Origin of the sequence: Cupriavidus sp. BIC8F, from assembly GCF_032465815.1 — a bacterium.
GTDB lineage: Bacteria > Pseudomonadota > Gammaproteobacteria > Burkholderiales > Burkholderiaceae > Cupriavidus > Cupriavidus necator.
Map to the genome: position 1 here is coordinate 2,730,485 of NZ_CP136095.1, position 25,700 is coordinate 2,756,184.

At 67.3% G+C, this 25,700-nt stretch carries 25 protein-coding genes; 12 read left to right on the forward strand and 13 right to left on the reverse strand.

Annotated elements, in window-relative coordinates; translation table 11 throughout:
• The first annotated feature begins 168 nt into the window (after positions 1 to 168).
• A complete protein-coding gene (locus RS901_RS32710; RefSeq protein ID WP_410054246.1) occupies positions 169 to 1,401 on the forward strand; it encodes a CaiB/BaiF CoA transferase family protein in 1,233 nt (410 codons plus the stop codon).
• A 54-nt stretch (positions 1,402 to 1,455) separates the two neighbouring features.
• The gene (locus RS901_RS32715) at positions 1,456 to 2,433 is read left to right on the forward strand and encodes a Bug family tripartite tricarboxylate transporter substrate binding protein (RefSeq protein ID WP_316154814.1); all 978 of its coding nucleotides are present in this window, start codon (positions 1,456 to 1,458) and stop codon (positions 2,431 to 2,433) included.
• Between the two features lie 25 nt (positions 2,434 to 2,458).
• Here the strand turns inward: RS901_RS32715 and RS901_RS32720 are convergent, their stop codons facing one another.
• Entirely contained in the window at positions 2,459 to 3,145 is a 687-nt protein-coding gene (locus RS901_RS32720; protein WP_316154815.1) for a GntR family transcriptional regulator, read from the reverse strand.
• A 433-nt stretch (positions 3,146 to 3,578) separates the two neighbouring features.
• Here RS901_RS32720 and RS901_RS32725 point away from each other — a divergent pair, with 433 nt between their 5' ends.
• Positions 3,579 to 3,776 carry a hypothetical protein gene (locus RS901_RS32725; RefSeq protein WP_316154816.1) on the forward strand — a complete coding sequence of 66 codons (198 nt, stop codon included), beginning with the start codon at positions 3,579 to 3,581 and terminating at the stop codon, positions 3,774 to 3,776.
• Between the two features lie 46 nt (positions 3,777 to 3,822).
• Entirely contained in the window at positions 3,823 to 6,027 is a 2,205-nt protein-coding gene (locus RS901_RS32730) for a phosphocholine-specific phospholipase C (RefSeq protein WP_316154817.1), read from the forward strand.
• Between the two features lie 85 nt (positions 6,028 to 6,112).
• Here RS901_RS32730 and RS901_RS32735 read toward each other — a convergent pair whose 3' ends face one another.
• Positions 6,113 to 7,084 (reverse strand): aliphatic sulfonate ABC transporter substrate-binding protein, encoded by a 972-nt coding sequence (locus tag RS901_RS32735; RefSeq protein WP_316154818.1) that lies wholly within the window; start codon positions 7,082 to 7,084, stop codon positions 6,113 to 6,115.
• A gap of 155 nt (positions 7,085 to 7,239) precedes the next feature.
• On the opposite strand from RS901_RS32735, the gene RS901_RS32740 reads away from it, so the two are divergent.
• A complete protein-coding gene (locus RS901_RS32740) occupies positions 7,240 to 7,605 on the forward strand; it encodes a glyoxalase superfamily protein (RefSeq protein ID WP_316154819.1) in 366 nt (121 codons plus the stop codon).
• A 40-nt stretch (positions 7,606 to 7,645) separates the two neighbouring features.
• On the opposite strand, the gene RS901_RS32745 is transcribed toward RS901_RS32740, so the two are convergent.
• The 9 genes from RS901_RS32745 to RS901_RS32785 all read right to left on the reverse strand — a co-directional run bounded on the left by RS901_RS32745 (position 7,646) and on the right by RS901_RS32785 (position 15,753).
• Entirely contained in the window at positions 7,646 to 9,022 is a 1,377-nt protein-coding gene (locus RS901_RS32745) for a DUF1214 domain-containing protein (protein WP_316154820.1), read from the reverse strand.
• A gap of 201 nt (positions 9,023 to 9,223) precedes the next feature.
• Positions 9,224 to 9,451, reverse strand: a complete 228-nt coding sequence (locus RS901_RS32750) for a hypothetical protein (protein ID WP_316154821.1) — start codon at positions 9,449 to 9,451, stop codon at positions 9,224 to 9,226.
• A gap of 130 nt (positions 9,452 to 9,581) precedes the next feature.
• Complete coding sequence (locus RS901_RS32755) at positions 9,582 to 10,916, reverse strand: amidase (protein WP_316157342.1); 1,335 nt, start codon at positions 10,914 to 10,916, stop codon at positions 9,582 to 9,584.
• Positions 10,916 to 11,593 (reverse strand): DUF2848 domain-containing protein, encoded by a 678-nt coding sequence (locus RS901_RS32760; protein WP_316154822.1) that lies wholly within the window; start codon positions 11,591 to 11,593, stop codon positions 10,916 to 10,918. The genes RS901_RS32755 and RS901_RS32760 overlap by 1 nt, the downstream gene beginning before the upstream one ends.
• An 87-nt stretch (positions 11,594 to 11,680) precedes the next feature.
• On the reverse strand, positions 11,681 to 12,940 hold the full coding sequence (locus RS901_RS32765) for an MFS transporter (protein ID WP_316157343.1): 1,260 nt from the start codon (positions 12,938 to 12,940) through the stop codon (positions 11,681 to 11,683).
• A 77-nt stretch (positions 12,941 to 13,017) separates the two neighbouring features.
• On the reverse strand, positions 13,018 to 13,686 hold the full coding sequence (locus RS901_RS32770) for a DUF4286 family protein (protein WP_316154823.1): 669 nt from the start codon (positions 13,684 to 13,686) through the stop codon (positions 13,018 to 13,020).
• 430 nt (positions 13,687 to 14,116) lie between these two features.
• On the reverse strand, positions 14,117 to 15,028 hold the full coding sequence (locus tag RS901_RS32775) for a LysR family transcriptional regulator (RefSeq protein ID WP_316154824.1): 912 nt from the start codon (positions 15,026 to 15,028) through the stop codon (positions 14,117 to 14,119).
• A gap of 111 nt (positions 15,029 to 15,139) precedes the next feature.
• Positions 15,140 to 15,517, reverse strand: coding sequence for a type II toxin-antitoxin system VapC family toxin (locus RS901_RS32780; protein WP_316154825.1), 378 nt, complete (start codon positions 15,515 to 15,517; stop codon positions 15,140 to 15,142).
• Positions 15,517 to 15,753: a type II toxin-antitoxin system Phd/YefM family antitoxin gene (locus tag RS901_RS32785; RefSeq protein WP_316154826.1), complete on the reverse strand. Its 237-nt coding sequence runs from the start codon at positions 15,751 to 15,753 to the stop codon at positions 15,517 to 15,519. Before RS901_RS32785 ends, RS901_RS32780 begins: the two co-directional genes overlap by 1 nt.
• 134 nt (positions 15,754 to 15,887) lie before the next feature.
• On the opposite strand from RS901_RS32785, the gene RS901_RS32790 reads away from it, so the two are divergent.
• The 4 genes from RS901_RS32790 to RS901_RS32805 are packed head-to-tail and all read left to right on the forward strand — an operon-like array spanning position 15,888 to position 20,847.
• Complete coding sequence (locus tag RS901_RS32790) at positions 15,888 to 16,628, forward strand: DUF3348 domain-containing protein (RefSeq protein WP_316154827.1); 741 nt, start codon at positions 15,888 to 15,890, stop codon at positions 16,626 to 16,628.
• Between the two features lie 10 nt (positions 16,629 to 16,638).
• Positions 16,639 to 19,515, forward strand: coding sequence for a DUF802 domain-containing protein (locus RS901_RS32795; protein WP_316154828.1), 2,877 nt, complete (start codon positions 16,639 to 16,641; stop codon positions 19,513 to 19,515).
• A complete protein-coding gene (locus RS901_RS32800) occupies positions 19,512 to 20,159 on the forward strand; it encodes an OmpA family protein (protein WP_114136067.1) in 648 nt (215 codons plus the stop codon). Before RS901_RS32795 ends, RS901_RS32800 begins: the two co-directional genes overlap by 4 nt.
• Positions 20,152 to 20,847, forward strand: a complete 696-nt coding sequence (locus RS901_RS32805) for a DUF2894 domain-containing protein (protein ID WP_316154830.1) — start codon at positions 20,152 to 20,154, stop codon at positions 20,845 to 20,847. The genes RS901_RS32800 and RS901_RS32805 overlap by 8 nt, the downstream gene beginning before the upstream one ends.
• A 16-nt stretch (positions 20,848 to 20,863) precedes the next feature.
• On the opposite strand, the gene RS901_RS32810 is transcribed toward RS901_RS32805, so the two are convergent.
• Positions 20,864 to 21,877: an NAD(P)-dependent alcohol dehydrogenase gene (locus RS901_RS32810; protein WP_316154831.1), complete on the reverse strand. Its 1,014-nt coding sequence runs from the start codon at positions 21,875 to 21,877 to the stop codon at positions 20,864 to 20,866.
• A gap of 93 nt (positions 21,878 to 21,970) precedes the next feature.
• Between RS901_RS32810 and RS901_RS32815 the strand changes: the two genes are divergently transcribed.
• On the forward strand, positions 21,971 to 22,891 hold the full coding sequence (locus RS901_RS32815; RefSeq protein WP_316154832.1) for a LysR family transcriptional regulator: 921 nt from the start codon (positions 21,971 to 21,973) through the stop codon (positions 22,889 to 22,891).
• Between the two features lie 22 nt (positions 22,892 to 22,913).
• Here the strand turns inward: RS901_RS32815 and RS901_RS32820 are convergent, their stop codons facing one another.
• Complete coding sequence (locus tag RS901_RS32820; RefSeq protein WP_316154833.1) at positions 22,914 to 23,768, reverse strand: amidohydrolase family protein; 855 nt, start codon at positions 23,766 to 23,768, stop codon at positions 22,914 to 22,916.
• 126 nt (positions 23,769 to 23,894) lie between these two features.
• Here RS901_RS32820 and RS901_RS32825 point away from each other — a divergent pair, with 126 nt between their 5' ends.
• Complete coding sequence (locus RS901_RS32825; RefSeq protein WP_316154834.1) at positions 23,895 to 24,644, forward strand: GntR family transcriptional regulator; 750 nt, start codon at positions 23,895 to 23,897, stop codon at positions 24,642 to 24,644.
• A gap of 26 nt (positions 24,645 to 24,670) precedes the next feature.
• Entirely contained in the window at positions 24,671 to 25,651 is a 981-nt protein-coding gene (locus RS901_RS32830) for a tripartite tricarboxylate transporter substrate binding protein (protein WP_316154835.1), read from the forward strand.
• The last annotated feature ends 49 nt before the right edge of the window (positions 25,652 to 25,700 follow it).

The window sequence follows — 25,700 nt, forward strand, 5'->3', positions numbered from 1 at the left end:
TATGACTCAAATGCCATTCTCATAGGATCCATATGACGCAAATCCATATGAAAGCCCTCGAAGCCTACGCCATCCCGCTGCACTCCGCATCATGGAAACTCCGTATACGTATTTTTATGATTGTTATTTGTATACTCAATGCCGATTTATCGCCAAGGAACTGCCATGATGTCTTTGCCTCCCGGCACCGAAGCCGCCGGGCCCCACGCCCCGCCCGCGGACCTGCCGCTGTCCGGCATCACCGTGCTGGACCTGTCCATCGCCCGCGCCGGCCCGGCGGCGGTGCGCCTGCTGTCGGACTGGGGCGCCGACGTGATCCGCGTGGAGCCGCCCCCGCCGCAGGACCGCGGCTCCGTCACCGGGCGGCGGCGCGGCTCGGACGAGCAGAACCTGCATCGCAACAAGCGCAGCCTGTGCCTGGACCTGAAGACCCCGCAGGGCGCCGAGGTGCTGGCGCGCCTGGTGCGCCGGTCGGACGTGGTGGTGGAGAACTTCCGCTCGGTGGTCAAGGAGCGGCTGGGGCTGACCTATGAGCGCCTGAGCGCGATCAATCCGCGCGTGATCCTGGCCAGCATCTCGGGCTTCGGCCAGGACGGGCCCTATTGCGAGCGCCCGGGGCTGGACCAGATCGTGCAGGGCATGTCGGGGCTGAGTTCGGTCACCGGCGAGCCCGGCAAAGGCCCGCTGCGCGTGGGCATTGCCATCTCCGACACCACCGCGGGCATGTTCCTGGGCCAGGGCATCCTGCTGGCGCTGCTGCACCGCGCGCGTACCGGCCGCGGGCAATGGGTCCATACCTCGCTGATCGAGGGCATGCTCAACAAGCTGGACTTCCAGGCCACGCGCTACACCGTCGACGGCGAAGTGCCGACCCAGCAGGGCAATGCGCACCCGACGCTGGTGCCGATGGGCACCTACCGCTGCCGCGACGGCGTGGTCAATATCGCCGCCAGCACCGACCGCATGTGGACCAACTTCTGCCGCACCGTCGAGGCCGGCTGGCTGCTGGACGATCCCTCGTTCCAGACCGCCGCGGGCCGTGCCGCCGAGCGCCACCGGCTGGACGAGGCCATCAACCGGTGCACCGCCGCCTTCAGCGCGGCCGAACTGACTTCGCGCCTGAATGCCGCCGGCGTGCCGTGCGGGCCGGTGTTCGATATTGGCCAGGCCTTCGAGGACGCGCAGGTGCGCCACCTGCGCATGACCCGGCCCGCCGAGCACCCGGCGCTGGGGCCACTGGAACTGCTGCGCTCGCCGATCAACCTGTCGGCGGCGCCGCACCCCGAGCGCTTTGCCCGCGCCGCACCCGATCCCGGCGAGCACACCGACGAGATCCTGCGCGGGCTTGGCTATGACGAGGCCGGCGTCGCGGCCCTGCGCGAAGCCAACGTGGCGTCCTGAGCGCCAGCGGCCAGGACACTCAAAAGCGACAACGAGAACACAAAGGAGACAACAATGAAGCACACCCTCGGGCGCGCCGCGATCGGCGCCGCTTTTGCCACCCTGGCTGCGTTGCCCGGCATGGCCGCTGCGCAGGACTACCCGACCCGGCCGATCCGGCTGCTGGTCGGCTACACGCCGGCGGGCGCGGCCGACTACGTCGCGCGCGTGTTCGGCGAGGCCTTGTCGAAGGAGCTTGGCCAGACCGTGCTGGTGGACAACAAGCCCGGCGCCGGCAGCACCCTGGCCTCCGCGGCACTGGCGCAGGCGGCCCCTGATGGCTACACGCTGGGCCTGGCCACGTCCACGCTGTACGGCATCGACCAGCAGCTCTACAAGGCCCGCTACAAAGCAACCGACTTCACCCCGGTGACGCGGCTGACCGTGTCGCCGCTGATCCTGGCTGTCAACAAGAACCTGAACGTCAGCGACATCAAGACCCTGGTGGCCAAGGCGCGCGCGCAGCAGGGCAAGTTCAACTACTCGTCCTCCGGCATCGGCGGCTCGCCGCATCTCGCCGGGCTGCAGTTCGAGAAAGCCACCGGCGTCAAGATGACGCACGTGCCCTACAAGGGCGGCGCACCGGCGCTGCAGGCCGTGGCCGCGGGCGAGGTGGAGTTGTCGTTCGGCACGGCGGCGTCGGTGTTGCCGATGGGCACGCAGGGCGTGGTAAAGATGATTGGCGTAACCACGCCCAAGCCCTCGGCGGTGGCACCGGGCCTGCCGGCGCTGGCGGAGATGGGGTTGCCGGGCTTTGATTTCACCTTCTGGTTCGGGCTGTACGGGCCGGCCGGCCTGCCCGACGGCATTCGCGACAAGCTCTTTGCCGCCACCGCCAAGGTGATGGCCGATCCGCAGCTGCGCGCGAAGCTCGCCTCCAATGGCAGCGAGGTCTCAACCTCGGCGTCGCCCGCTGAGTTCGGCAAGTGGGCCGCGGCAGACGGCAAGTCGGCCGTGACGCGGATCGAGCAGGCCGGCGTCAAGCTGGACTGAGCCTGCCTGACCCGGCGGCCATCGACTAGCGCCGGCCGCGCTTGCCGCCGGCCTCGTCGCCGGGCATGGAGGCAATCATGTCCGCGTAGACGTCGCCCCCGGTGGCGATATGCCGGACCATCGCCGCCGCGGCATCGTCCTCATTGCCGCGCACGATGGCGCCCATCACCGCCTCATGCTCGGCCAGCGAGGCCAGGATGCGGGCCGGCTTCTCGAAGCGCAGGTCGCGCATGCCGCGCATGCGCGCGCGCATGGTGCGGATCTGCCGCGACAGGATGTCATTGCAGCAGGCCGCGTAGATGACTTCATGAAAGGCATCATTGGCCTCGCGGTAGCGATCGGAATCGGCACGCTCCGCGGCCGCGCGGCAATCGTCGAACGCGGCCTGCATCGCCGTGCGCTGTGCTGCACTGATGCGGCGCGCTGCCAGCCGCGCCGCCAACGCCTCAAGCTGCACCAGGATCTCGTTCATCGACACGTACTCGCGCAGCGTGATCGACGACACGATCGCGCCCTGGCGCGGCACCAGGTCCACCAGGCCGGCCGACTCCAGCTGGATCAGCGCTTCGCGCACCGGCGTGCGCGACACGCCAAAGCGCGCCAGCAACTGCTGCTCTTCCAGCTGGGCGCCGCTGGGAAGCTTTCCGGAAAGAATCTCCTGCTCGATCGCGGCGCGGATGGTTTCGGACAGGCTCTTCTTTTCTTCGGACATGGACTACGGCGGCATGCGGAGGACGGGGGATGGCCTGATTTTACCCTGCCCTGCGTATTCATTGATGCCCATTGTGTGCACACGATGTGGGGCCACGCTACGCCAGCTTGACGGAAGGCGGACGCAGACTGCCTGCCATCGGGTAGCAGGCAGCTCCTCTCAGCCAGCAATTACCAACTCTGCCAGCGCGACACTTTTGGTTACAAAACCAAATCGCCAAATGTGTTTGATGTCAAACATCTGACATTTGACCAATCAACAATCGCTCGCTGTCGCGACAAGCCAAGGCCAACCGCACCCGAACCGGCCAGTTCCCCGCACTTGTCGTCCGCGCTGCGGAAGTCCATGGGCCTGCATCCGATGTCGGCGCATGGGCTCGGCAATCGTTATCCCCCTCAACGACTACAACGCAATGCACGAAATGAGACCCTCATTGCTGTCGCGTTCCACCCGGCCATGGCTGGCGGCCGGCACCATCACCCTCGCACTGATGCTTGCCGCCTGCGGCGGCGACGACTCGCCGGGCGCGAGCGGCAGCACGATCCAGCCCACCGCCGCCAACGGCAGCAAGCCGGACAACCCCGGCAAGCCTGACCAGCCCGGCGCCTGCTCCACGCGTTGCGCCCCGTGATGCGGGCCCTTTTTCGATCCAGCGACAGACCGACCCAGCCACAGCCATGACCTTCAACCCGTCAAAAAGACAGTTCCTGAAGACCAGCCTCGGCACCGGCGCCGCCGCCGCGGTGCTGGCCAGCTTTCCGCCCAGCATCCGCCGCGCGCTCGCCATCGAAGCCAACAACGCCACCGGCACCATCCAGGACGTCAAGCACGTCGTGATGGTGATGCTGGAGAACCGCTCGTTCGACAACTACTTCGGCACCTTCAAGGGCGTGCGCGGCTACGGCGACCGCTTCGCGATCCCATTGCCCAATGGCAAGAACGCGTTCTACCAGACCGATGCCAACGGCAATCTCCTGACGCCCTACCATCTCGACGAAACCCAGGGCAACGCGCAGCGCGCCGGCGGCACGCCGCACACCTGGCCCGATGCGCAGGCCGCGTGGGACCACGGCCGCATGGACCGCTGGCCGGTGGCCAAGAAGACGCTGTCGATGGGCTACTACGATGACGCCGAGATTCCGTTCCAGCGCGCGCTGGCTGACGCCTTCACGCTGTGCGATGCCTACCACTGCGCGATGCACACCGGCACCATCCCCAACCGCCTGTTCTACTGGACCGGCAGCAACGGTCCCACCGGCGACAACGTCGCGGTGATGATTAACGAGTTCAACGCGGGCGCGGATGTGGGCCCCTCCACCGAAGGCTGGACCTGGAAGACCTACGCCGACCGCCTGCAGGCCGCGGGCGTGGGCTGGAAGGTCTACCAGAACGTGCCGGACAACTATGGCTGCAACCAGATGATGAGCTTCCGGCACTGGCGCGCAGAGATGGAGAAGATGCCCGTCGGGCGCAAGCTCTCCAACACCGCCGGCACCGGCGTCAACCCGCCCTACAACCCGGACATCGACGACCAGTACAGCCCGCTGGCCAAGGGCTTCTGCAACACCATGCCCGACGGCGGCTTCCTGCAATCGCTGCGTGATGACGTGCTCAACGGCAAGCTGCCCGAGGTGTCGTGGATCATTCCGCCGGCCGAGTTCAGCGAGCACCCCGGCCCGTCCAGCCCGGCCAAGGGCGGCTGGTACGTGCAGGCCATCCTGGACGCGCTGACGGCATCGCCCGAGGTCTGGAGCAAGACCGTGCTGCTGATCAACTTCGACGAGAACGACGGCTTCTTCGACCACAGCCCGCCGCCGACCGCGCCGTCGCGCGACCTGGACGGGACCCTGGCCGGCAAGTCGACCCTCGACGACGCGCAGATGGCCTATGAGTACTTCAACTTCCAGCCCGCCACGGCCAAGCAGCCGCCGCAGGACGGCAAGCCCTTCGGCCCCGGCCCGCGCGTGCCGATGTGGGTGGTGTCGCCGTGGAGCCGCGGCGGCTGGGTCAACTCCGAAGTCTTCGACCACACCTCGGTGCTGCGCTTCCTGGAGGCACGCTTCGGCGTGATGGAGCCGCAGATCAGCGCCTACCGTCGTGCCATCTGCGGCGACCTGACCAGCGCCTTCAACTTTGCCACGCCCAACACCGAGACCCTGCCCACGCTGGCCGGGCGCACCACCCGTGCCGACGCCACCAGCCTGACCGCCTGGCAGCAGACCCAGCCGGCGATCCCGGTGCCGGCCACGCCCGCGCTGCCGGAGCAGGACACCGGCACGCGTCCGTCGCGCAAGCTGCCGTATGAACTGCATACCAGTGCACGCGTCGACGCCGCATCCAAGGCCGTGCGCCTGCTGTTCGCCAACGCCAGCACCAACCAGGCCGGCGCGCTGTTCCACGTCTATGACAAGCTGCACCTCGACCGCATTCCGCGCCGCTACGTGGTTGAAGCCGGCAAGACGCTGGACGATGCGTGGGACATTGATGCCGACGGCGGCAAGTACGACCTGTGGGTGCTGGGGCCCAACGGCTATCACCGCTCGTTCTCCGGCGACATCAACGAAGCGGTGACCGCGTCCACCGAAATCCAGGTCTGCTACAACCCGTGCAGGAAGCCCACGATGCAGGTGAAGCTGCATAACGACAGCGATGCCGACGTGACCTTCACCGTCACGGCACTGGCCTACCGCGACGACGGCCCGTGGACGCAAAGGGTGAAGCGGGGCAAGGTGGAAACGCTGGAATGGCCGGTGGCCGACAGCGGCAACTGGTACGACTTCGTCGTGACCTGCGAGGCCAGCCCGTCGTTCGCGCGGCGCTTTGCGGGGCGGATGGAGACCGGCGAGGACGCGGTCAGCGATCCGGAGATGGGAGTGGTTTGATGCGGCAAGCCCCGGGGCTCACGTCGGGCCCCGGGGGCGGATTGTGCAAAGCAAGTCGCGTAAGTCGTAGCCGGCGCCCTGCCGGCTACGCCTTGCGCCAGACCGGCGAGGCCGAGATCGCCACCTTGCGCGGCAGGATCTGCTGCGCGGTGAAGGCATCGGCGATGCGCTGCTGCTCGGCCAGCGCGGCGGCGTCGACCGTGCGCACCGCATAGCTGCGCCGCGCGTTCGCGGCTTCCACGGTGGCCGCATCCAGGCCGATCAGCGGCGCGTGCCAGCGCGCAGCCTCGGCCGGATTGCGCTTGACCCAGTCGCCCGCGTCGCGCAACGCATCGAACACCACCTCAAGCACCTCGGCATGCGCGCGCGCGAACGGCGTCGCCGCCAGGTAGAAGCGGCGATAGCTGGCCAGCCCCTCGCCATCGCGCAGCACGCGCGCATTGGCCTGGCGCTGCACCGCCGCGAGGAACGGATCCCAGATCACCCATGCCGCCACGCTGCCGCGCTCGAACGCCGCGCGGGCGTCGGCCGGGCTCAGGTATGCCGGTTCAATATCGCGGATCGACAGACCCGCGCGCGCCAGCGCTTCCAGCACCAGGTAGTGCGCGCCTGCGCCCTTGGCAAACGCCACCCGCTGCCCCTTGAGTTGCGCCACCTCACGAATTGGCGAGTCGCCACGCACGACAATGGCCTGCGCCTGCGGCGAAGGCGTCTCGCTGGCGTAGTAGGTCAGCGCGGCACCCGCGGCCAGCGCAAACGGCGGCACCGCATCGGCCACGTCGGCGCTCAGGTCGATATTGCCGAGGTTCAGCGCTTCAAGCAGCGGCAACCCCGAGGTGAATTCGTACCACTGCACCGCCACCCCCTTGGGCGCCAGCGCCTTCTCCAGCGTCTGCCGCGACTTCAGCAGGATCATCAGCGTAGAGGACTTCTGATACCCGATGCGCAGCGCGGTCTGGCCCTGCCCCCAGCTGACGCCTGGCAGCGCACTGGCGGCGGCTGCGGCGCCCGCTGCGGCCAGAAGCAGGCGGCGGCGTGAGTCGTGGGTCGGGTTCATGACGGTGCTCCGGGATTTCGTCGGAGCGACAGCTTAGTCACGGGCCCGCACAAAGCCAACGAAGATTGTCGCGGATGCTTATGCGCCGGCCGCGCGAATCACCGCAAGCCGGCGTTATGATCTGGCACTCCTGCACAACTACCGAACGGAAATCCATGAACCTGTCTGCCGGCATCCCCATCCTCCGGATCTTCTCGGTCGACAAGGCCAAGGAGTTCTACCTCGACTTCCTCGGCTTCTCGCTCGACTGGGAGCATCGGTATGAAGAGGGGTTTCCGCTGTACGCGCAGGTCAGGCGCAGCGGCCTGACGCTGCACCTGAGCGAGCACCATGGCGACGCCACGCCGGGATCGACGGTGTTCGTGACGGTGGAGGATATCGATGCGCTGCAGCGGGAGCTGTCTGCCAAGGCCTATCCGTACGCCAGGCCCGGCGTTGAGGATGTGGGCTGGGGGCGCATGCTGCAGGTAGCCGATCCGTTCGGGAACCGGCTGCGGTTTTGCGAGGTGTCGGAGGATTAGGTCCGCACTGGCAGGCGCCTTCCTGCCAAGACTGGCCTACTCAGTTGCGCTTGACCAGCGGAGCCGGGAACCACTCGCCGGACAGGATCGGCTGGTCCGGCCCATAGAGCCGGAACGTCAGGTGGTAGTTCTGCCCCTTGGGCGTGGGCAGCCAGTTGCCGTCAGGCGCGTCCTTCGGCCGGGCAGGCCCGAAGTACAGCGTCAGCGAACCGTCTTTGCCATAGCTCAGCCTGGACTGTTTGTTGATCAGGAACCGGTTCTTCGCATTCGGGATCACGCGGAAGTTCCTGGAATCCACCGCAATCACAGACCAGAAGTATTTGACGTGGCCGGCAGGCAGCTCGTCCTTCGGGAAGGTGATGGTGTAGACATTGCCGCCGTCGAGCCTGGTGCCTGTCCCGTCTGTATCCGTCTTGAAATAGACGACCTCATCGGTGCTGTTGGCCCAGATCCCGCCCAGGTTGATGCGGGTGCGGGTCTGGTAGTCGCTGCCGTACTTGCCAATGGTAGCGGGCCGGTTCCAGCCGTTCTTGATGGTACCTGCCGTGGAGAACGACTGGAAGAACGCCGGCAGCGTCTTCTCGCGGATGACCTTGTCCACCCGCGCGCGTTCTGCGGGGCTGCTGGCCACCGCGGCACTCACGGCGCGCACCTTGGCCTGGATGAGCTCCATGCCCGGATTGATGTCCGGCTCCGAGCCAAGCGCAACGGCTGCCGAGTCAAAGGCTTCAACACCGGGGAGCTTGTCATTGCTGAAGGCGGGCGTGGCAGGCACCGGGGCAATCGTCGGCGTGCCGGTGATCCGCGTCGTGATCTGATGCTGCAGGGCAATGGCCTGCTTCTTGTCTGCGCCGATTTCCACCCGGGCCAGCACCCGTGAGATCTTGCCCGGCAGGTCGATGCGTCTGGCATTGGGCGAAAGTGCCGCACTGGCACCCTTCAGGCACATCGCGAATTCGCCGCTTGGATGGTCCGGATAGTTGCGCTCGTTGATATTGGCGACAGTTTCGCCCCAGCCGTTCAGGAACTGAATGGTGTAGTAGCGCCCCTTGATGGCCGGCACGCTGAAGACCGTGCAGGTCTTTTCGTCGACCGCGACCCAGGCCTCGCTGTAGGCGACATCCAGATTGGGATTGGCCCACGACACACCGCCGACGTCGCGATGAATGATCCGGTTCCACTGGAAACCTTCCTTCTGGAAGTCGATTTGCTGCTGGCGCAGGACAAGCAGCCGGCCCAGCAGGTAGACGTAGGCATCGTTGATGTCCTGTTCCGACACTGCGGCCGGCGGGGGGCGCGACGTGACAGCCGACGCCGCAGCCAACGCCGCGGCCGGCGGGTTATGGCATCCGGCCAGGCCCGCCAACATGGAAGCGGCCAGCATGGAGGCACCGACGGCGCGGATTGAGATCGACATGGGGCCCTCTCTTTCCAGTATCGCGATTTGCGATCGCTAGACTGTCGCTGAGAGGTGGAAAAAAGTGAACTAAATAAATTCTTCAGGTGATCTGAATAAAGTCGACCTGGACACTTCCTTCGCCCCGGAGTGCCTGAGTGGCACCACAGCCGCAGGCAAAACAAAGTTACTGCCAGAAGTCAGGCGCTTGCACCGGCGCGTTCAGCGCAGGGCCCCGGTTGACCAGGCGACGTGGGTATCCGCCGCACCGCCCCCGGCGTCCTGCGGGGTCAGCCATTGGAACAGCAAGGCATGTAGCTGCGACGGCTCCAGCGGCTTGTGCAGGACCACGCAGCCTTCGCGCTCGGCCTGCCGGAGCGCCTCGGAATCGAACTCGCCGCTGACCATGGCGCCGCTTGCGTGGTGGCGACGGCAAACGGAGCGTGGCAACCCCACCGCCTTGATCGACTACGTGACCCCCTTCACCAAGCCTATGAACGCCTCCTCGCTTGATTCGACGCGCACGGACGCCGTTCGCGGCAAACAAGCACCTCGAGTAAACGTGCCAACCATGCACACTTCAGCGCAGGCCATTTTCAATCCCACCGGCAACTTGCAGGATTCGCTCGTCGGCACCGTTCAATCCACAGACGCTGAGTGCGACGCCCGGCACGGCGGCGGGAAGCGGAAGGGATACCGCACAGCCATCGAGAAAATTGATGACACTGGGATTGCGAAGCACGAGGCCGTTGGTCGAAAAGAAGGCTTCATCGCTGTCGAGCGCGTCGAGCCGCGGCGGCCGGACGGCCACCGTAGGCATCAGCCAGGCATCGGCATCGCGCAAAAGCTCTGCCGCTCTCTGGCGCATGACTTCGCGTTCCTTGAGCAGGGTCAGATAGTCGGCGGCGCTCTGTTGCTGGCCGCGGCGGATCCGTGTCGCCACGCGCGGGTCGTAGGCAGCGCCGCGCTCGTCCAGCAGCGCACGATGCCAGTGCCACGATTCGGCCGCGGTCAGGCCGCCGCCGGCATTGATCTGTGGCAGGCGGTGAAGCTCGGGGAAATCGAATGGGATGACGTGCGCACCGAGCCTGGACAGGCTGTCCAGGGCTGCGTCGAAGCCACGCGCGACTTCGCTGTCCAGACCCTCTGTGACGAAGTCGCGCGTCACGTATAAGCGTAGGCCCGCGAGCGCAGTGGGCCGGCTGTCGAGCGCCTCACCACTGAGGACCGCATCGAAAGCCGCGCAGCAAGCCACTGAGCGCGCCAGCGGGCCGGCCGAGTCGAGCGAGGTCGACAACGGCACTGCGCCCTCCAGCGGCACGCGCCGTGCACTGGGTTTAAAGCCGGTCAGTCCGCAGAACGCGCTCGGAATGCGGATCGAGCCGCCCGTGTCGGTACCGAGCGCGGCCACGGCCATGCCGAGCGCCACGCTGACGGCGCCGCCTGAGGTAGAGCCGCCGGCGATGCAGGCTTCGTCGAACGGCGTGCGGGGCGTACTGTAGTGCGGATTCAGGCCGAGCCCGGAGAAAGCGAACTCACTCATGTTGGTGCGCCCGATCAGCACCGCGCCCGCCGCGCGCAGGCGCGCCACAGCGGGCGCATCAGCCGCCGCACCAGTGCCATCGAGCACCTTTGAGCCGGCCCGCGTCACCTGGCCGCGCACATCGAACAAGTCCTTTACCGAAACCGGCAGGCCGGCCAGTGGCGATGCCACATAGCCTGCGGCACGCGCCTGGTCTGCCGCTGCGGCCGCCGCCAGCGCGCCCTTGTCATCGACCTCGACAAAAGCCGCGCCGCCCGCCGCGCGATGACTGTTGATACGCGCCAGCGCCTGTTCGGTCAGCGCGACGCTGGTAGTACGCCCGGCATTCAGGCTGGCGGCCAGTTCGGCGATGGTGGGAAGATCGGTACGCATCAAGGGGCTACCTCCAGGCTTGCCACGCGGTACGCATGACGTATCGAACGCCGCAATACCGGATCGTGCAGCTCGACTTCAAATGCCTCCCCTCCTCCCAGTACCCCGATCACGGCCTGGGTGCCGCAGAACATCGCGGTACCGGGCGGCAGCGCGCCCTCGGCATGCAGGCGGCGGATCAGATCGCGAGGATCGAGCAGGCGTGTCACCAGTCCTTCCTGGTAAAGCTCGCGCACGCCATGCCGGGTGCGCCAGCAGCGCATCTCGAGCCGGTCCCAGTGCGCCGCGACATCGCCAAAGCGCCAGACCTCCCTACCGACCGGCTTGGCGCACATCTGTTTGGAGACGGTGACATCATAGGCCTCGACCTTGCGGTCCGTATGGTCCGAGCCCACGCCGACATAGAGCGCGTCCGGGCCCGCCATCAGCACGAACTCGATCTCACCCGATGAATCTTCCCGCGGCACTTCCAGCAACGGCGCGGTGGTCAGCAGCGAGGCGGCAAGCGGGTAGAAGCACGGAACGGTCGAAGGCGGCTTCACGCCGATCTGTTCGAGTTCCCGGATGTGGTGGTTGACGGCACCGGCATCGCGTCCGGTCCATCCGGCAATGACGAGCCGGTCGATATGCAGGGCCAGCGGTCCCTCGCCGGCGAGCTGGAATTGCAGAGTAGGCATGCGGTACTAGTAGTTGGGAAGGATGGGCTGCAGGCGGAGTGCAGCCGGCAGGCTCGGCCCGTCCGACACCGGCGGGCCACGCCTGATCTAGTGCTCAAGCGGCTTGTGAGCAGTCTCGCGGGCAGCCAGCAGCGCAACCAGCGTCACGCCCAACGCCACGCAGACGTAGAGCGACACCGCGCCGGTGGTGCCATAGGCCCTGTACAGGCTCGTGATGATGAGCGGAGCGAAGCCGCCACCGAGGATGCCCGCCAGGGTGTAGGCCAGCGATGAGCCTGCATAGCGCACCCGCGTCGGAAATTGCTCGGTCACGAACGCTGCCTGCGGGCCGTACATGACGGCGTGGATCTGCAGCCCCAGCACAACGGCCACACAGATCTGCCACGGCTGGCTGCTGTCCATCAACACGAAGAACGCGAACGCCCAGACGATTCCCAGCAGCGCGCCGGTCAGGTAGACCGGCCGGCGGCCGAGCTTGTCAGACAGCGCACCGAACAGCGGCACCGTCAGCGCATTGCCGGCCGCACCCAGCATCGTCGCGGTCAGTGCCAGCGGACGCGACAGGTGCAGCACACTGGTGACATAGGTCAGCGTGAATACCACGACCAGGGCATAGAGCACGTCCGAGCCGATCCGCACGCCGCCGGCCACCAGCAGACGCCGCCAGTGCGATACGAACACTTCCTTGAGCGGAGTCTTGGCCTGGGCATTGTGGGCAGCCATTTCCTTGAATGCCGGCGTCTCATCCACGCCACGCCGCAGCCACAAGCCGAAGACCACCGGCGCCACGCTCGAAACGAACGGGATGCGCCAGCCCCACGCCAGGAAGTCCTCCGGGCTCAGGAACAGCGAGACCATGGCAATAAAGCCAGTGCCCAGCAGCGTGCCGGCCGACGGGCCCACCTGCGTAAAGGACGCGTTGCGCCCGCGCTGGTCCTGCCTGCCGTGCTCCATCGCCAGTAGCACCGCGCCGGCCCACTCGCCGCCGATGGCGGCGCCCTGCACAAAGCGCAGCGCCACCAGCAGCAGCGGGCTCCAGATGCCCCACGACGCGTAGGTCGGCAGCATGCCCATCGCACCGGTGGCCACGCCCATCAGGATCAGCGTGGTCACCAGGACGAAGCGGCGGCCGAGCTTGTCGCCAAGATGGCCGAACACCATGCCCCCGAGCGGCCGGGACACATAGCCGACGGCATACGTGGAGAACGCCAGGATCGTGCCGGTGAGCGGATCGAACGACGGAAAGAAGATGACGTTGAAGACCAGCGCCGCCATCAGGTTGTAGACGGTAAAGTCATACCACTCCAGCGTGGTCCCGATCGAGCTGGCCGCGGCCAGGCGGCGCATCTTCGCGTTCGCGTTGGCGCTGGCCTCGCGCGCGCCGGCTGCAGCGCCGACGTCGGCTACCGGAGAAATCATTTCGCTCATGACGTCAGTTCCTTTGCGTAGAGTTTCCACTTGAGGATGTAGCGCGTCGCACCTGCGGGATTGGCGTGCAGGCCCTGCGCCGCGATGCCCAGCGCAAGCTCGCTTGCCTGTTCGTCACTGCTCTCCACGACGAACAAGGGCAGCAGTTCGCGGCCTTCGAGGCTCTCATTGGGCAAAGGTTGACTGAGCTCGTCGTCGGGGACGAGAAGATAGGAGCGGACGAACCCTGCGCGCAGCGAGAGTTCATCTCCGACCTCGCCGGTGCGATCGATGAGGGACACGGTATCGTCGGCGCGCGGCAGTGGAAGGACCGCGAGCCAGCTGCCGCTGCCTTGCCCCACCGAAGCATCGACCGAGCACACGCGGCGCATCGGCTTGCGCATGCGTCCAAGGTTGGTGACTGACCATGGGGTCTGGTGCCGGAAGGCCTGCTTGTAGGCGGCCGAGGTGAACGCAGCCAGCGATTCGGTGCGATAGAGGCCAAGGTACTTCGGGCCACCGTGCACTGCCTGGTAGCGCGCGGCCGAGATAAAGCCTGGAACGCGTGCACGCTCCTCTACGTGTTCGCGGTCGTACCAGAGGTTGAAATCGGCTTCATCGGCCGCATCCACATCGGACGCGACGAACAACAAGCCATGTGGGGGAATGGCCGCAAGATTGCTCATCAAACTCTATCTCCTCTGACGGGGTGATCGCCGGGCGTGGCTGATGAGTCGATGATCGTTGCAGCAGCGAGTCAGGACAAACGGGAAATTGTTGGTCCTTCCGATCAGTTTTTCTTGTGGATACGGCCGGGAAGCCGCACCAGGGTGGCGCAACGGCCTCTCTAGGGCCTGTTCACATATAAAACGTGCGCGCGCAAGGGGGATACGCGGCGCAGGGCTAGGTGCCAGTCGCGCCGCTTGGTCATTCCAAGCAAGCGGCTGGCAGCAACGCCATGCGCCGCGTATCCCCCTTGCCCTGCGGGTTGGCCCGAGCCGGGGCCATCTACTTTGTCGGGCGCCTTGCAAAGGGAATGACCCTTTGCGGCGACGCCCTTCGCGTAGCTGACCCCGGCTCGGGCCAACGCGCGTACGTTTTATATGTGAACAGGCCCTAGGCCCCCGAATATGGTGCAGGCAGCGACCGGACGAACTGATCCGATTCGCGGCAAGCCAGTTCGGCAACAAAGCGGATGGCCTCGGAAACGCCATGGTCGTGATAACTGACCACGACACGCTGCGGTGGCAGCGGGACATCGCAGGCAAGCAGGCGCAATTCGCCGCGCTCGACCTGCTCGCGCACCGGCGCCAGCGGCATCAGGGCATTGCCGAACCCGCCCTTGACCAGCCTGACAATGGCGGCGATCGAGCTCACGCAATGCACCTTGCCTACCGGCAGTCCGGCCTTGCGATACAGCTCCTTGAGCGCAACGTGGGGCTGCGAGCCCCGGCTCATCGTGATGGTCGGATGCTGGAGCAGCGCGACCAGCAGGCCTTCACCCGGCTGCGGTTCGCCCGGCGGGCCAACCCAGCCCATCGCCATCGGCAGGCAGGGCATGCTGGCAATCCCTTCGCCCACGGCAGTGTCGGTCTGCAGCGCGATATCGATTGCGCCGGCGCGCAAGCTCTTGTGCAGCCCTTCGGTCGTCTCGGAGGTGATCTGCACCTCGATGCCGGGATAGGTCGAACTCAGGTGGCGCAGGAAGTCGACCAGCCAGGTATGCACCACGGTCTCGATCGCGCCGATGCGCACCAGCCCGAGCAGCTGCTGGTCCGAGCGGCCCAGCACCATGATCTCGCGCTGCAGCTCGAGCATCCGCTCGCCGTAGCTGAGCAACCGCAGGCCAACCGGCGTCAGGCGCAGATCGCGGGCTTCGCGTTCAAAGACGCGGGCTCCGATCTCCTGCTCGAGCGAGGCGATGCGATTTGACATGGCAGCCTGCGTGATGTGCAGATGGTCGGCCGCAGCGCGGAAACTGCCAAGCCGCGCTACCCACATGAAGGCCTCGATGAAACGTGTATTCAAGGGCACCCCGGCGCCAGGCGGCCTGAAACCACACCGTTCATGATGTCGTCCCCCTCGTATTTATGTGCCAATTCACTTTGTCCATCGCGTTCCGTAGGCATCGCGCTTTTACTACACGGTGATGACCAGATCGGTGTACTTCGACAAATGACCATCCGAAGTCACCAAACGTAGTGGCTCCGAAAGAGCCTGTGCAACCAGGAGCCGGTCGAACGGATCACGGTGAATATCCGGCAGATCGCGCACCATCGCCGCGTGGGCCGCCCGCACCGGCAATTCCGAAAAGCCGCTCGCTTCAATCTCGGACACAAGGAGATTCACATCGACGTCGAGCTTGCCAAGCCCGGCCTTGATCGACGCTTCCCATATACTCGCGCCGCTGACGAACACATCATCGGCGTCAAGTATGAGCTTGCGGGCCTCTTTGGTCAGCTTGCGGTCGTCCGTGACACACCAAAGGTAAACGTGCGTATCGAGAAGCAGGCGCATCACCGACCCTCGAATGCGGCAATCACGTCATCGGGTAGCGGTGCATCGAAGTCTTCGGCGATGCGCACCTTGCCTTTCAGGCCACCAAACCGACGCACCACCTTGGCCCGTTCCATCGGCACCAGTCGCGCGGCCGGTTTGCCTGCCTTGGCAATCACAATTTCCTCGCCGCTGGCTGCGGCATCGACCAAACGCGAAAAATGAGTCTTCGCTTCATGGATATTGACCGTCTGCATTTTTGCTCCTAGTGGACTAAGTCCATATTAGTCCACTGAGTCCACCTGGGTCAACTCCGTCTCGTAATACGTCCCGATTCCTGACTTCGCCCCTCAGGCCCGTGTAAACTGCTGGATTTTTCGAATCCGGCGCAATGTTACAAGTGCCCCGGCGCACAGGTTTCAGCGGCCCGACGCTAGTCCGCCTGCTGGCTCGCCTGACCGACGCCGACGCCCCCTCTCCTGCAAGCTCGCTCTCGAGCCAGCTGAGCCAATGGCTTGGCTGGGCGGACGCGATCGCGCTGTCGTCGGCCCTGAAGGCCAATGCACCGGCTATGCCACCTGCGGCAAGTGCCGCTGCCGGCACCGAGGCGCAGGAATGCGCGCGCGTGCGCGCCACGCTGGCCGACGCCATCGTGGAAGACACCACGCTTGCCAACCGGCGGCGCGGGCCGGCGCGCCCGTCCGCGCTGCCCGACCCCGTCGATGCGCAGGTCGACTATGCGGTCTATCGCCAGCGTTACCTCACGCTCCAACAGACCATGGAGACGGCGATCAGCAACCTGCGCGCCCGCTTGCGCGCCACGTTGTCCGCCCGTGCCCCCGGCGTGGCCAAGCTGGCCTTGGTCGATGCGGTGATGGAACGCGTGCTGGGCGCGCGCGAGCAGGCCCTGCTGGGCACGGTGCCGGCCATGCTGGAGCCGCACTTCCAGCGCCTGCGCCAAGGCGAAGCGGCAGCGCTGGCCGAGGCCCAGGCCGCGGGGCAGCCCCCGGCGGCCCGCCCCGGCGCATGGCTGGGGGTGTTTCGCAAGGATATGCAGAGCGTATTGCTCGCCGAACTCGACATCCGCTGGCAGCCCGTTGAAGGCTTGCTGGCGGCGCTGCAAGACAGCTAACCAGGACATCATGACCCGATACCTCACCCATATTGTTGCTTTCCTGGCGGGCCTGGCGGTCGTGTGCTGGATCGCCGCCGGCTATGCCGGCACCAATTTCCTGGCGCTCATCGTCACCTTGCTGATCGGCGGCTTCTACGTGGCGGGGGCGTTCGAGCTGTACCGCTACCGCCAGGCCACGGCCACGCTGGCACAGGCGCTCGCCGGCCTGTCCGAAGCGCCGGCCAGCCTTGGCGGCTGGCTGGAACGGCTGCACCCGAGCCTGCGCGACAGCGCGCGCCTGCGCATCGAAGGCGAGCGCGTCGGCCTGCCCGGCCCCGCGCTCACGCCCTACCTGGTCGGCCTGCTGGTGCTGCTGGGCATGCTGGGCACGTTCCTGGGCATGGTGGCCACACTGCGGGGCACGGGCATCGCGCTGGAAGGCGCCACCGACCTGCAGGCCATCCGCGCCTCGCTGGCCGGGCCGGTCAAGGGGCTGGGCTTTGCCTTCGGCACCTCGGTCGCGGGCGTGGCCACGTCGGCCATGCTGGGGCTGCTGTCGGCGCTGTGCCGGCGCGAGCGGCTCCAGGCCGCGCAGGCGCTGGACGCCCGCATCGCCACCACGCTGCGGCCCTACTCCCGCGGCCACCAGCGTGACGAGGCCTTCCGGCTGCTGCAGCGCCAGGCTGACGTGATGCCGGCGCTGGTCGAACAGATGCAAGCCATGATGCGCACCATGGCGCAACAGAACGAGGCCCTGACCGAACGCCTGGCCGCCAGCCAGGACGCCTTCCACGGCAAGACCGAGGTCATCTATACCCGCCTGGCCTCATCGGTGGAGCAATCGCTGAAGGACAGCATTGCCGATAGCGCCCGCGCCGCAAGTGCAGCCATCCAGCCGGCCGTGGACGCGACCATGGCAGGCCTGGAACGCGAGACCACTGCCTTGCGCGACACCGTGACCCACGCCGTGCAACAGCATCTGGATGGGGTATCGAGCCGTTTCGAGACCGCCACCGCGGGTGTCGCGGATACCTGGAACCAGGCGCTGGCCGGGCATCAACGCACCAGCGAGGCACTGGCCGCGGATCTGCGCACGTCCCTCGACGGCTTTGCCCAGACCTTCGAACAACGTTCGGCCGGGCTGCTGGACGGTGTCGCCACCCGCCTCGACACGGCTGCCGCCAGCGCTGCCGACGCATGGCGCGAGGCACTGTCCCGCCAGGAGCGCACCGGCGAGAAGCTCGCCGACGACAACCGGCAAGCCCTGGCGTCCGCCGCAGCCGCGTTCGGCGAACATGCGGCGGCACTGGTGCGCACCGTGGGCGAGTCGCATGCCGGGCTGCAGACGCAGCTGGCCGCGCACGACGCGCAGCGCCTGTCGGCCTGGACCGATACGCTCGGCACCATCACGACTGCCCTGCGCCAGGAGTGGGAGCAACTGAACGCGCATACGGTAAGCCGCCAGGACGAGATCAGCACGACGCTGGCGCAAAGCGTGCGCGAGATCTCGGCCCAGACCCAGGCGCATGCCAGCCAGACCCTTGCGGAGATCGACCGCCTGGTGCAAGCCGCTTCGGACGCGCCGAAGGCGGCCGTCGCGCTGCAGGCGGACCTGGCTTCGCGCGATGCACAGCGCTTCGCCGCCTGGACCGATACGCTCGGCACCATGACGGCCGCGTTGCGCCAGGAGTGGGAACAGCTGAACGCCCACACGGTAAGCCGCCAGGACGAGATCAGCACGACGCTGGCGCAGAGCGTGCGCGAGATCTCGGCCCAGACCCAGGCGCATGCCAGCCGCACCCTCGCTGAGATCGACCGTCTGGTGCAGGCTGCAACGGACGCCCCGAAGGCGGCCGTTGCGCTGCAAGCCGAGCTGGCTGCGCGCGACGAACAGCGCTTTGCCAGCTGGACCGATACGCTCGGCACCATCGCCGCCATGCTGCGCCAGCAGTGGGAACAGGCCAGCACGCACGCCGCCACCCGCCAGCAGGAGATCTGCGAGGCGCTGGCGCAGACCGCGCGCGCGATCTCGACCGAGACGCAGGCGCATGCCAGTACCACCCTCGCTGAAATCGACCGCCTGGTGCAGGCAGCGGCCGAGGCACCCAAGGCCGCCACCACGCTGCAGGCGGAACTGGCATCGCAAGACGCGCAACGCATGGCTGCCTGGACCGATACGCTCGGCACCATGGCCGCATCGCTGCGCCAGGAATGGGAACAGGCCAGCGCGCACACCGTCAGCCGCCAGCAGGAAATCTGCGAGACGCTCGCCGTCACCGCGCGCGACATGGCAGCCCAGGCGCAGGCCCAGGCCACCGGCACCATCGCCGAAGTCGCCCACCTGATGCAGGCCGCATCCGAAGCGCCCAAGGCCGCCGCGGAGGTCATCGCGGAACTGCGCGAGAAGCTCACCGACGGCATGGCGCGCGACAACGCGATGCTGGAAGAACGCAGCCGCATGCTGGAAACGCTGGGCACGCTGCTCGATGCCGTGAATCACGCCTCCACTGAGCAGCGCAGCGCGGTCGACACCCTGGTCGCCACCACGGCGGACCTGCTGGACCGCGTCGGCACGCGCTTTACCGACAAGGTCGAATCCGAAACCGGCAAGCTCACCGACATCGCCGCGCAGGTCACCGGCAGCGCGGTCGAAGTCGCGAGCCTGGGCGAGGCCTTTGGCGTGGCGGTGCAGCTGTTCAGCGAATCCAACGGCAAGCTGATCGACCACCTGCAGCGCATCGAGGCCGCGCTGGACAAGTCGATGACGCGCAGCGACGAGCAACTGGCCTACTACGTGGCGCAGGCGCGCGAAGTCGTCGACCTGAGCATGCTGTCGCAAAAGCAGATCCTTGAGGATCTGCAGCAGCGCGCCGGCCAGCAAGCGCCCAGCGCAGAGGCGGCATGAGAGAGGACCTTGACGCCGGCGTGGAGCCGACCGTTCCGGCGTGGGCCGTCTTTGGCGACCTGATGTCGGTCCTGCTGGGCGCGTTCGTGCTGGTCCTGCTGGGGGTCATCGGCGTGCAGATGGAACTGTCGGCCAGGCTGGAAGCCGAGGTGAAGCAGCGGCAGGAGGAAGCACAGCGCCGCGAAACGCTGGAAAAGGCGCTGGCGGGGCCGCTGGCGGCCGGCCGCGTGACGCTGGTGAACGGCCGCATCGGCATCAGCGGCAACGTGCTGTTTGCACTCAACTCAGACCAGCTGCAACCTGAAGGCCGCGATCTGCTGAAAAGCCTGGCGCAACCGTTGTCGGCCTACCTGCGCAGCCGCGACGAGATCCTGATGGTGAGCGGCTTTACCGACGACCAGCAGGTGCGCGAAGGCAACCGCCGCTTTGCCGACAACTGGGAGCTGTCGGCGCAGCGCGCGCTGACCGTGACCCGCACCCTGATCGATGCCGGCATCCCGCCCACCTCGGTGTTCTCGGCCGCCTTCGGTTCGCAGCAGCCTGTGACACCGAATGCCGATGCCGAGGGCCGCGCGAAGAACCGGCGCGTGGAAATCTCGCCGGTGCCGCGCGTGACCGCGGGCACGGTGAAGCCGCATGGCTAGCCTCGACGTGGCAGCCGATATCCGCGCGCAACTGGACGCCTGGCAGGCCAGCGGCGCCGACCAGGCCGATCCCGTGCGCTTCCGCCTGATGGAAGCGCTGGCCCGCCGCTCCGCCGGACACAGTGGCGCTGCGCGGGGCTTGCTGGATGAGCGCCTGCGAGGTCTGGCCGCCGCGTATGCCGCCATCGTGCAGCGGTACACAGGCAACGATAGTGATATTGCCGATGATGGCGCGCCGTCCACGCCAACATCCGGCCCAACAGCCAGCGCGCTTGGCGCACTCGTGCACGACATCACCGCGCGCGCCAGGCCCGCCGCCGCGGTCGCCTCGAACGATGCACGATCGCCCGCGCCGGTGCCGGCACACGCCCCCCAGTCCGACGCGCCGCTGGTCGATGCCCTGGCCGACTACTTCCGCGAGACCTGGGCCAGGGTCAGCGTCGAGCAGCACTTCCGCCTGTCGCTGGAACGCGTGCCGGAGAATGCCGGGCCGCTCAATACCGACCATCTCGTGCATCGTTCGCTGTCGCTGATGCGCGAGACGTCGCCGGAATACTTGCGGCATTTCCTGTCCTATGTCGAGGGCATGTCCTGGCTGGAGCAGTTGGGCGCAGCGGCAGCGGCCGAGAAGGAAGCGGCGCGCGCCGCCGCGGCCAAAAAGAGCGTGCGCGGCAAGGCTCGCAAATAGCAGTCCGGCCTGCGCCTCAGCGCAGCCGCACCACCACCTTGCCGAAGGCCCCGCGTTCCAGGTGGTCGAGCGCCGCAGGCAAGTCCCCGAAGTCATACTCGCGCTCGATTATCGGACGCAGCCCCAGCCAGTCCACGGCACGCACCAGGTCCTGCAGCGCGCGCCGGTGCGACACGCCGATCCCCTGCACGGTCACGCGGCCATGCAGCACCGGATAGACGCTGGCGCGCAGTTCATCGCCCTGCAGGTTGCCGATCACCGAGATCCGGCCGCCCTGCGCCAGCGCCGCCAGCGACCGGCCGAAGTTGTCTCCGCCAGCCAGTTCCAGCACATGGTCGGCACCGCGGCCGCCGGTCAGCTCGCGCACGGCGGCCGGCCAGTCAGCGGTGCTGCCGCGATGGATGCCATGCGCCGCGCCCAGCGCCTGCACGCGTGCGAGCTTGTCGTCGCTGCCTGATACCACGATCACGCGCGCCCCCTGTGCGCGGGCGATCTGCAGCGCAAACAGGGCCACGCCGCCGGTGCCGATCACCACGACGGTGTCGCCGGGCCGCGTCACCGTCGCCTCAGCCAGGGCTTGCCAGGCCGTCAGGCCGGCGCAGGTCAGCGTACTGGCCTGCGCGGCGTCCAGCGTGCGCGGGGCCGACACCAGCGAGTCCTCGGCCAGCACCACGTACTCCGAAAGCATGCCGGGACCCGGCACGCCCAGCGGCATGCTGCGGCGCGGCTGCACGCCATCGAGCCAGCCGGTGAAGAAGGTGCTGATCACGGCGTCGCCAGGGGCAAAGTCGGCTACACCCTCGCCAATCGCCACCACCTCGCCGCGCATGTCCGACCCGGGAACCAGCGGCGGCTGCACGGGCATGCCCATGCCGTCCTGGATGATCAGCAGGTCGCGGTAGTTCAAGGCCACTGCATGGACGCGCACGAGCACCTCGCCGGGACCGAGCACGGGAATGGGCGCGTCGACGCGATGCAGGTTGTTGCGGCCGAAAGCCGACAGTTGCCAGCGTTGCATGGAGGATGTCATGGGCGTACTCCGGTCTGTTGAAAACGGTGAACCCACTATACTGATTCCCTGTCAGATCCATTGGACAATCGATGTCCTTCCCATGTAGATCTTATGGAACCAATTACCCATGACCGGCTGGCCGGCATCTCCGCCTTCGTTGCCGCCGCGGAAGCCGGCAGCTTTGCCCAGGCCGCGGCGCGTCTGGGGCTGACGCGCTCGGCTATCGGCAAGGCCATCGCCCGGCTTGAGGCACGCGTCGGCACGCGCCTGTTCGTGCGCACCACGCGCAGCCTGGCACTGACCGACGACGGCCAGGCCTTCTACGAACGCTGTGCCCAGGCGCTGGAAGACCTGGATGCCGCCCAGCTCATGCTGGAAGCCGGGCGCAGGGAAGTGGCCGGCCGGGTCCGCGTGAGCGCCCCGGTGGTGTTCGGCCGCCACCATGTGGCGCCGCTGCTGCTGGACCTGGCGGACCGTCATCCGCAGTTGCGGCTGGAAGGGAATTTCACCGACCGCCTGGTCGACTTTGCTGACGACGGCATCGACCTGGCCGTCCGCAGCGGGCGCCTGCCGGACAGCGACATGCTGGTGGCACGTCCGCTGGGCATGCAGGCCATGGTGCTCTGCGCCGCGCCCGGTTACCTGCGCAAGCACGGCACGCCGGCCAGCATTGCCGACCTGGCCTCGCACCGCTGCCTCGTCTACATGCATGGCGGCGAGTCCGTGCCCTGGTCACTGGCCGGTCCCGACGGCAATATCGCGCGGCCGGAGCTGGCGCACCGTCTCGGCTTTGACGATATCGACACCATCGCCGCGGCAGCCATACGTGGCGCGGGCCTGGTCAATGTCCCCTTGTGGCTGGTGCGGGAGCCGCTGGACCAGGGCACGCTGGTGCGCGTACTGCCGCAAGCCTCGGTCATCCGGACCCCGCTGCACCTGGTGTGGCCGCGCACCCGTTTCCTGCCGCACAAGCTGAGGGTGACGATCGATTTGCTGGTGGAGGCGATTCCCGGGGTGCTGGCGCCGGACTGACGCCGGCGGCGCAAGCCGCCCGCTATCCCTTCACCGCAAACCCGTACAACGCTGCGGCGTTCCGCCACCGGAGCGCAGCGGACAAGGCCGCGCCGGCCGCCTCGCTGTCACCGGGTGCCCCTTGTCCCGGCCAAGCGGCAAGCATCCGGCACTCGTCGACCCGAGCCGGCGCCTCGTGATTGGTCCATGGCCAGTCGCTGCCCCACAGCAGCCGGTCATCTCCCACGACTTCGTGCCAGCGCTGCGCAAGACCGGGCCAGTCCTGAGGTGACTGCAGCCGGTACGGCGCGCTGATCTTCACCCAGACCTGGCGGCGCGCGCGCACGGCAGAGGCCACGTCGAAGATCGCATCCGCGGTTCCTGCGGGACCGGGCCGGCCAAAGTGATCAAGCACGACCGGCGTGCCGGCATCGCCAAGGGCCGCGTCAAGCTGCGCCAGCACCATGGCGCCATCGCCGTTGCTGGTATGGAGTTCGACATGCCAGCCCAGCCCGGCGACCCGGGAGAACAGCCCGCGCCACGGCGCGGTGGCAATGCGCTGCCAGTCCGGATCGGCATACAGGTTCAGGCGGATGCCCCGCACGCCGGCGCCGTGCAATGTGGCCAGTTCCTGGTCCGTCACTTCCGGGTCGACCACCGCAACGCCGCGCAAGCGCCCGGGCATGGCCTGCAGCGCGGCCAGCAGCGCCGCATTGTCGGTGCCGAGAAAACTGGTCTGCACCACCACCCCATACAGGTCCCCCAACCCGGCAAGCCGGACGTGCCAGTCCTTCAGGTCGGCGGCGTAAGGCGGCTGGTAGCGGGCCGATGGCGCGGCCACTCCGGCATCGAAGACGTGGAAATGGGTATCCACCAGCGGCAAAGCGCATTTGTTCATCAGTCAGCCCCCTCCGTGGCGCGGCTCAGTGGCGCGGGTATATCCGGATATGGCATCCGAACCCGCGTCAGTATTCTAGTCCTCTAGAGGACATCGAGATTGACATCAATTTAGCACGGGTTCGGCATGCCAGACAACGCGCTGCTCCAGACTACAACCACCGCCGTGGGCCTGAGCCGCTACGGGCAGATTGCGGCGGAACTGCAGGCAAAAATCGTTTCCGGCGCATGGGCGCCCGGCAGCGCCATCCCTGCGGAAGGCGCGCTGGCCAAGGAGTTCGGCATTGCGCTGGGCACCATCCGGCAGGCCATCGCCGTGCTGGTCCAGCAGGGCCTGCTGGAGCGCGTGCAGGGCAAGGGCACCTTTGTGCGCAAGGGACTGAGCGGGGCCAGCCTGATGCGGTTTTTCCGCTTCGGCGGCGCCGATGGCGCGCCGGTGGTGCCGCGCTCGGAAATCCTGTCGTGCCGCGCCGTGCGCCTGGACAAGGCCATGGCAACCCGCTTCGGGCTGCCGACGGGCGCGCGCGGGCTGGCAATTTCACGCCGCCGCTGGCTGGAAGACACGCCCAGGCTGCTGGAATCGATCTGGCTGCCGCTGCCGCGCTGCGAAGCCCTGCAGCAACTCCCGCCGGCGCAATGGGGCGACCTGCTCTACCCGCTGCTGGGCAGCGCTTGCGGCATCACGGTCCATCGCGCCGTTGACGAAGTGACCTTCCGCACGCTGGCATCGGACGAGGCCGCCGCGCTGGACTTGCCGGATGCGCATCCGTGCGCCGTCGTGACCCGGCATGCCTTCGACCTGGGCGGCAACTGCATCGAGTACCGGCTGACGCGGGGCGACGCCTTTGCCTTTCGCTATACCGCGGACGTCCGCTGACGGACCGCACCCGAGGAGACAGACCCATGCACGCACGCAACGCGATCGCCACCACGGTCGCTGCCATGATCGCCACCACCACGCTGGCGCAGGCCGCCGACACCGCAGCTGCCTGGCCGTCACGGCCCATCACGATCGTGGTGACGTATCCGCCGGGCGGCGGCGCGGACCTGATGGCACGGCTGATCGCCCCGGCTCTCGGGCGCGAGCTGGGCCAGACCGTGATCGTCGAGAACCGCCCGGGTGCGGGCGGGCAGATCGGTGCCGCCTATGTCGCCAAGGCGGCACCGGACGGCTACACGATGATGGTCGATGCCTCCTCTTATGCGGTGAATCCCAGCCTCTATCCGCGCCTGCCCTACGATCCGGACAAGGCCTTCCGGCCGGTCGGCGTGCTGGCGCGCTATCCCAATGTGCTGGTGGCCACGGCGAGCTTTCCCGCGAGCAAGGTCAGCGACGTCCTGGCAATGGCCAGGCAGAAGCCGGGCTCGGTGGCCTTTGCATCCTCGGGCAACGGCTCGGCGCAACATCTCGCCGGCGTGCTGTTCGAGCAGCGCACCGGGGTCGATCTCCTGCACGTGCCCTACAAGGGTGGCGGCCCGGCCATGACCGATGTCATCGCCGGCCAGGTGCCCCTGTTCTTCGCCAACGTGGCTTCGAGCCTGCAGCACATCAAGGCCGGCAAGCTGAAGCCGCTCGCGGTGACCAGCCATGCGCGCACCCAGGCGTTGCCGGCCGTGCCCACCATGCAGGAAGCCGGCGTGGCGAGCTACGAGGTCTATGAATGGAACGCGGCCTTCCTGCCCGCCGCAACGCCGGACCCGATCGCAGCGAAGCTCGCTGACGCCCTGCAGAAAGTCATGACCAGCCCCGGGATCCGGCAACGCGTGGCCGAGCTGGGCGGCGAGGTCGTGGCTGCGCCGCCAGCACAGGCACGGCAATTCATCGACGGGCAGGCCCGGCTATGGGCCAAGGTCATCCGGGACGGCAACATCAAGCCCGAATAGCGCCGCCAACACCACCATTGCCCTACCACGGCCCAGTTAAAGAACGTCC

Coding starts and splice junctions, on each gene's coding strand:
- RS901_RS32710 (WP_410054246.1), top strand. CDS start 169: ATGTCTTTGCCTCCCGGCACCGAAGCCGCCGGGCCCCACGCCCCGCCC.
- RS901_RS32715 (WP_316154814.1), top strand. CDS start 1,456: ATGAAGCACACCCTCGGGCGCGCCGCGATCGGCGCCGCTTTTGCCACC.
- RS901_RS32720 (WP_316154815.1), bottom strand. CDS start 3,145: ATGTCCGAAGAAAAGAAGAGCCTGTCCGAAACCATCCGCGCCGCGATC.
- RS901_RS32730 (WP_316154817.1), top strand. CDS start 3,823: ATGACCTTCAACCCGTCAAAAAGACAGTTCCTGAAGACCAGCCTCGGC.
- RS901_RS32735 (WP_316154818.1), bottom strand. CDS start 7,084: ATGAACCCGACCCACGACTCACGCCGCCGCCTGCTTCTGGCCGCAGCG.
- RS901_RS32740 (WP_316154819.1), top strand. CDS start 7,240: ATGAACCTGTCTGCCGGCATCCCCATCCTCCGGATCTTCTCGGTCGAC.
- RS901_RS32745 (WP_316154820.1), bottom strand. CDS start 9,022: ATGTCGATCTCAATCCGCGCCGTCGGTGCCTCCATGCTGGCCGCTTCC.
- RS901_RS32755 (WP_316157342.1), bottom strand. CDS start 10,916: ATGCGTACCGATCTTCCCACCATCGCCGAACTGGCCGCCAGCCTGAAT.
- RS901_RS32760 (WP_316154822.1), bottom strand. CDS start 11,593: ATGCCTACTCTGCAATTCCAGCTCGCCGGCGAGGGACCGCTGGCCCTG.
- RS901_RS32765 (WP_316157343.1), bottom strand. CDS start 12,940: ATGCGCCGCCTGGCCGCGGCCAGCTCGATCGGGACCACGCTGGAGTGG.
- RS901_RS32770 (WP_316154823.1), bottom strand. CDS start 13,686: ATGAGCAATCTTGCGGCCATTCCCCCACATGGCTTGTTGTTCGTCGCG.
- RS901_RS32780 (WP_316154825.1), bottom strand. CDS start 15,517: ATGCGCCTGCTTCTCGATACGCACGTTTACCTTTGGTGTGTCACGGAC.
- RS901_RS32785 (WP_316154826.1), bottom strand. CDS start 15,753: ATGCAGACGGTCAATATCCATGAAGCGAAGACTCATTTTTCGCGTTTG.
- RS901_RS32790 (WP_316154827.1), top strand. CDS start 15,888: ATGTTACAAGTGCCCCGGCGCACAGGTTTCAGCGGCCCGACGCTAGTC.
- RS901_RS32795 (WP_316154828.1), top strand. CDS start 16,639: ATGACCCGATACCTCACCCATATTGTTGCTTTCCTGGCGGGCCTGGCG.
- RS901_RS32800 (WP_114136067.1), top strand. CDS start 19,512: ATGAGAGAGGACCTTGACGCCGGCGTGGAGCCGACCGTTCCGGCGTGG.
- RS901_RS32805 (WP_316154830.1), top strand. CDS start 20,152: ATGGCTAGCCTCGACGTGGCAGCCGATATCCGCGCGCAACTGGACGCC.
- RS901_RS32810 (WP_316154831.1), bottom strand. CDS start 21,877: ATGACATCCTCCATGCAACGCTGGCAACTGTCGGCTTTCGGCCGCAAC.
- RS901_RS32815 (WP_316154832.1), top strand. CDS start 21,971: ATGGAACCAATTACCCATGACCGGCTGGCCGGCATCTCCGCCTTCGTT.
- RS901_RS32820 (WP_316154833.1), bottom strand. CDS start 23,768: ATGAACAAATGCGCTTTGCCGCTGGTGGATACCCATTTCCACGTCTTC.
- RS901_RS32825 (WP_316154834.1), top strand. CDS start 23,895: ATGCCAGACAACGCGCTGCTCCAGACTACAACCACCGCCGTGGGCCTG.
- RS901_RS32830 (WP_316154835.1), top strand. CDS start 24,671: ATGCACGCACGCAACGCGATCGCCACCACGGTCGCTGCCATGATCGCC.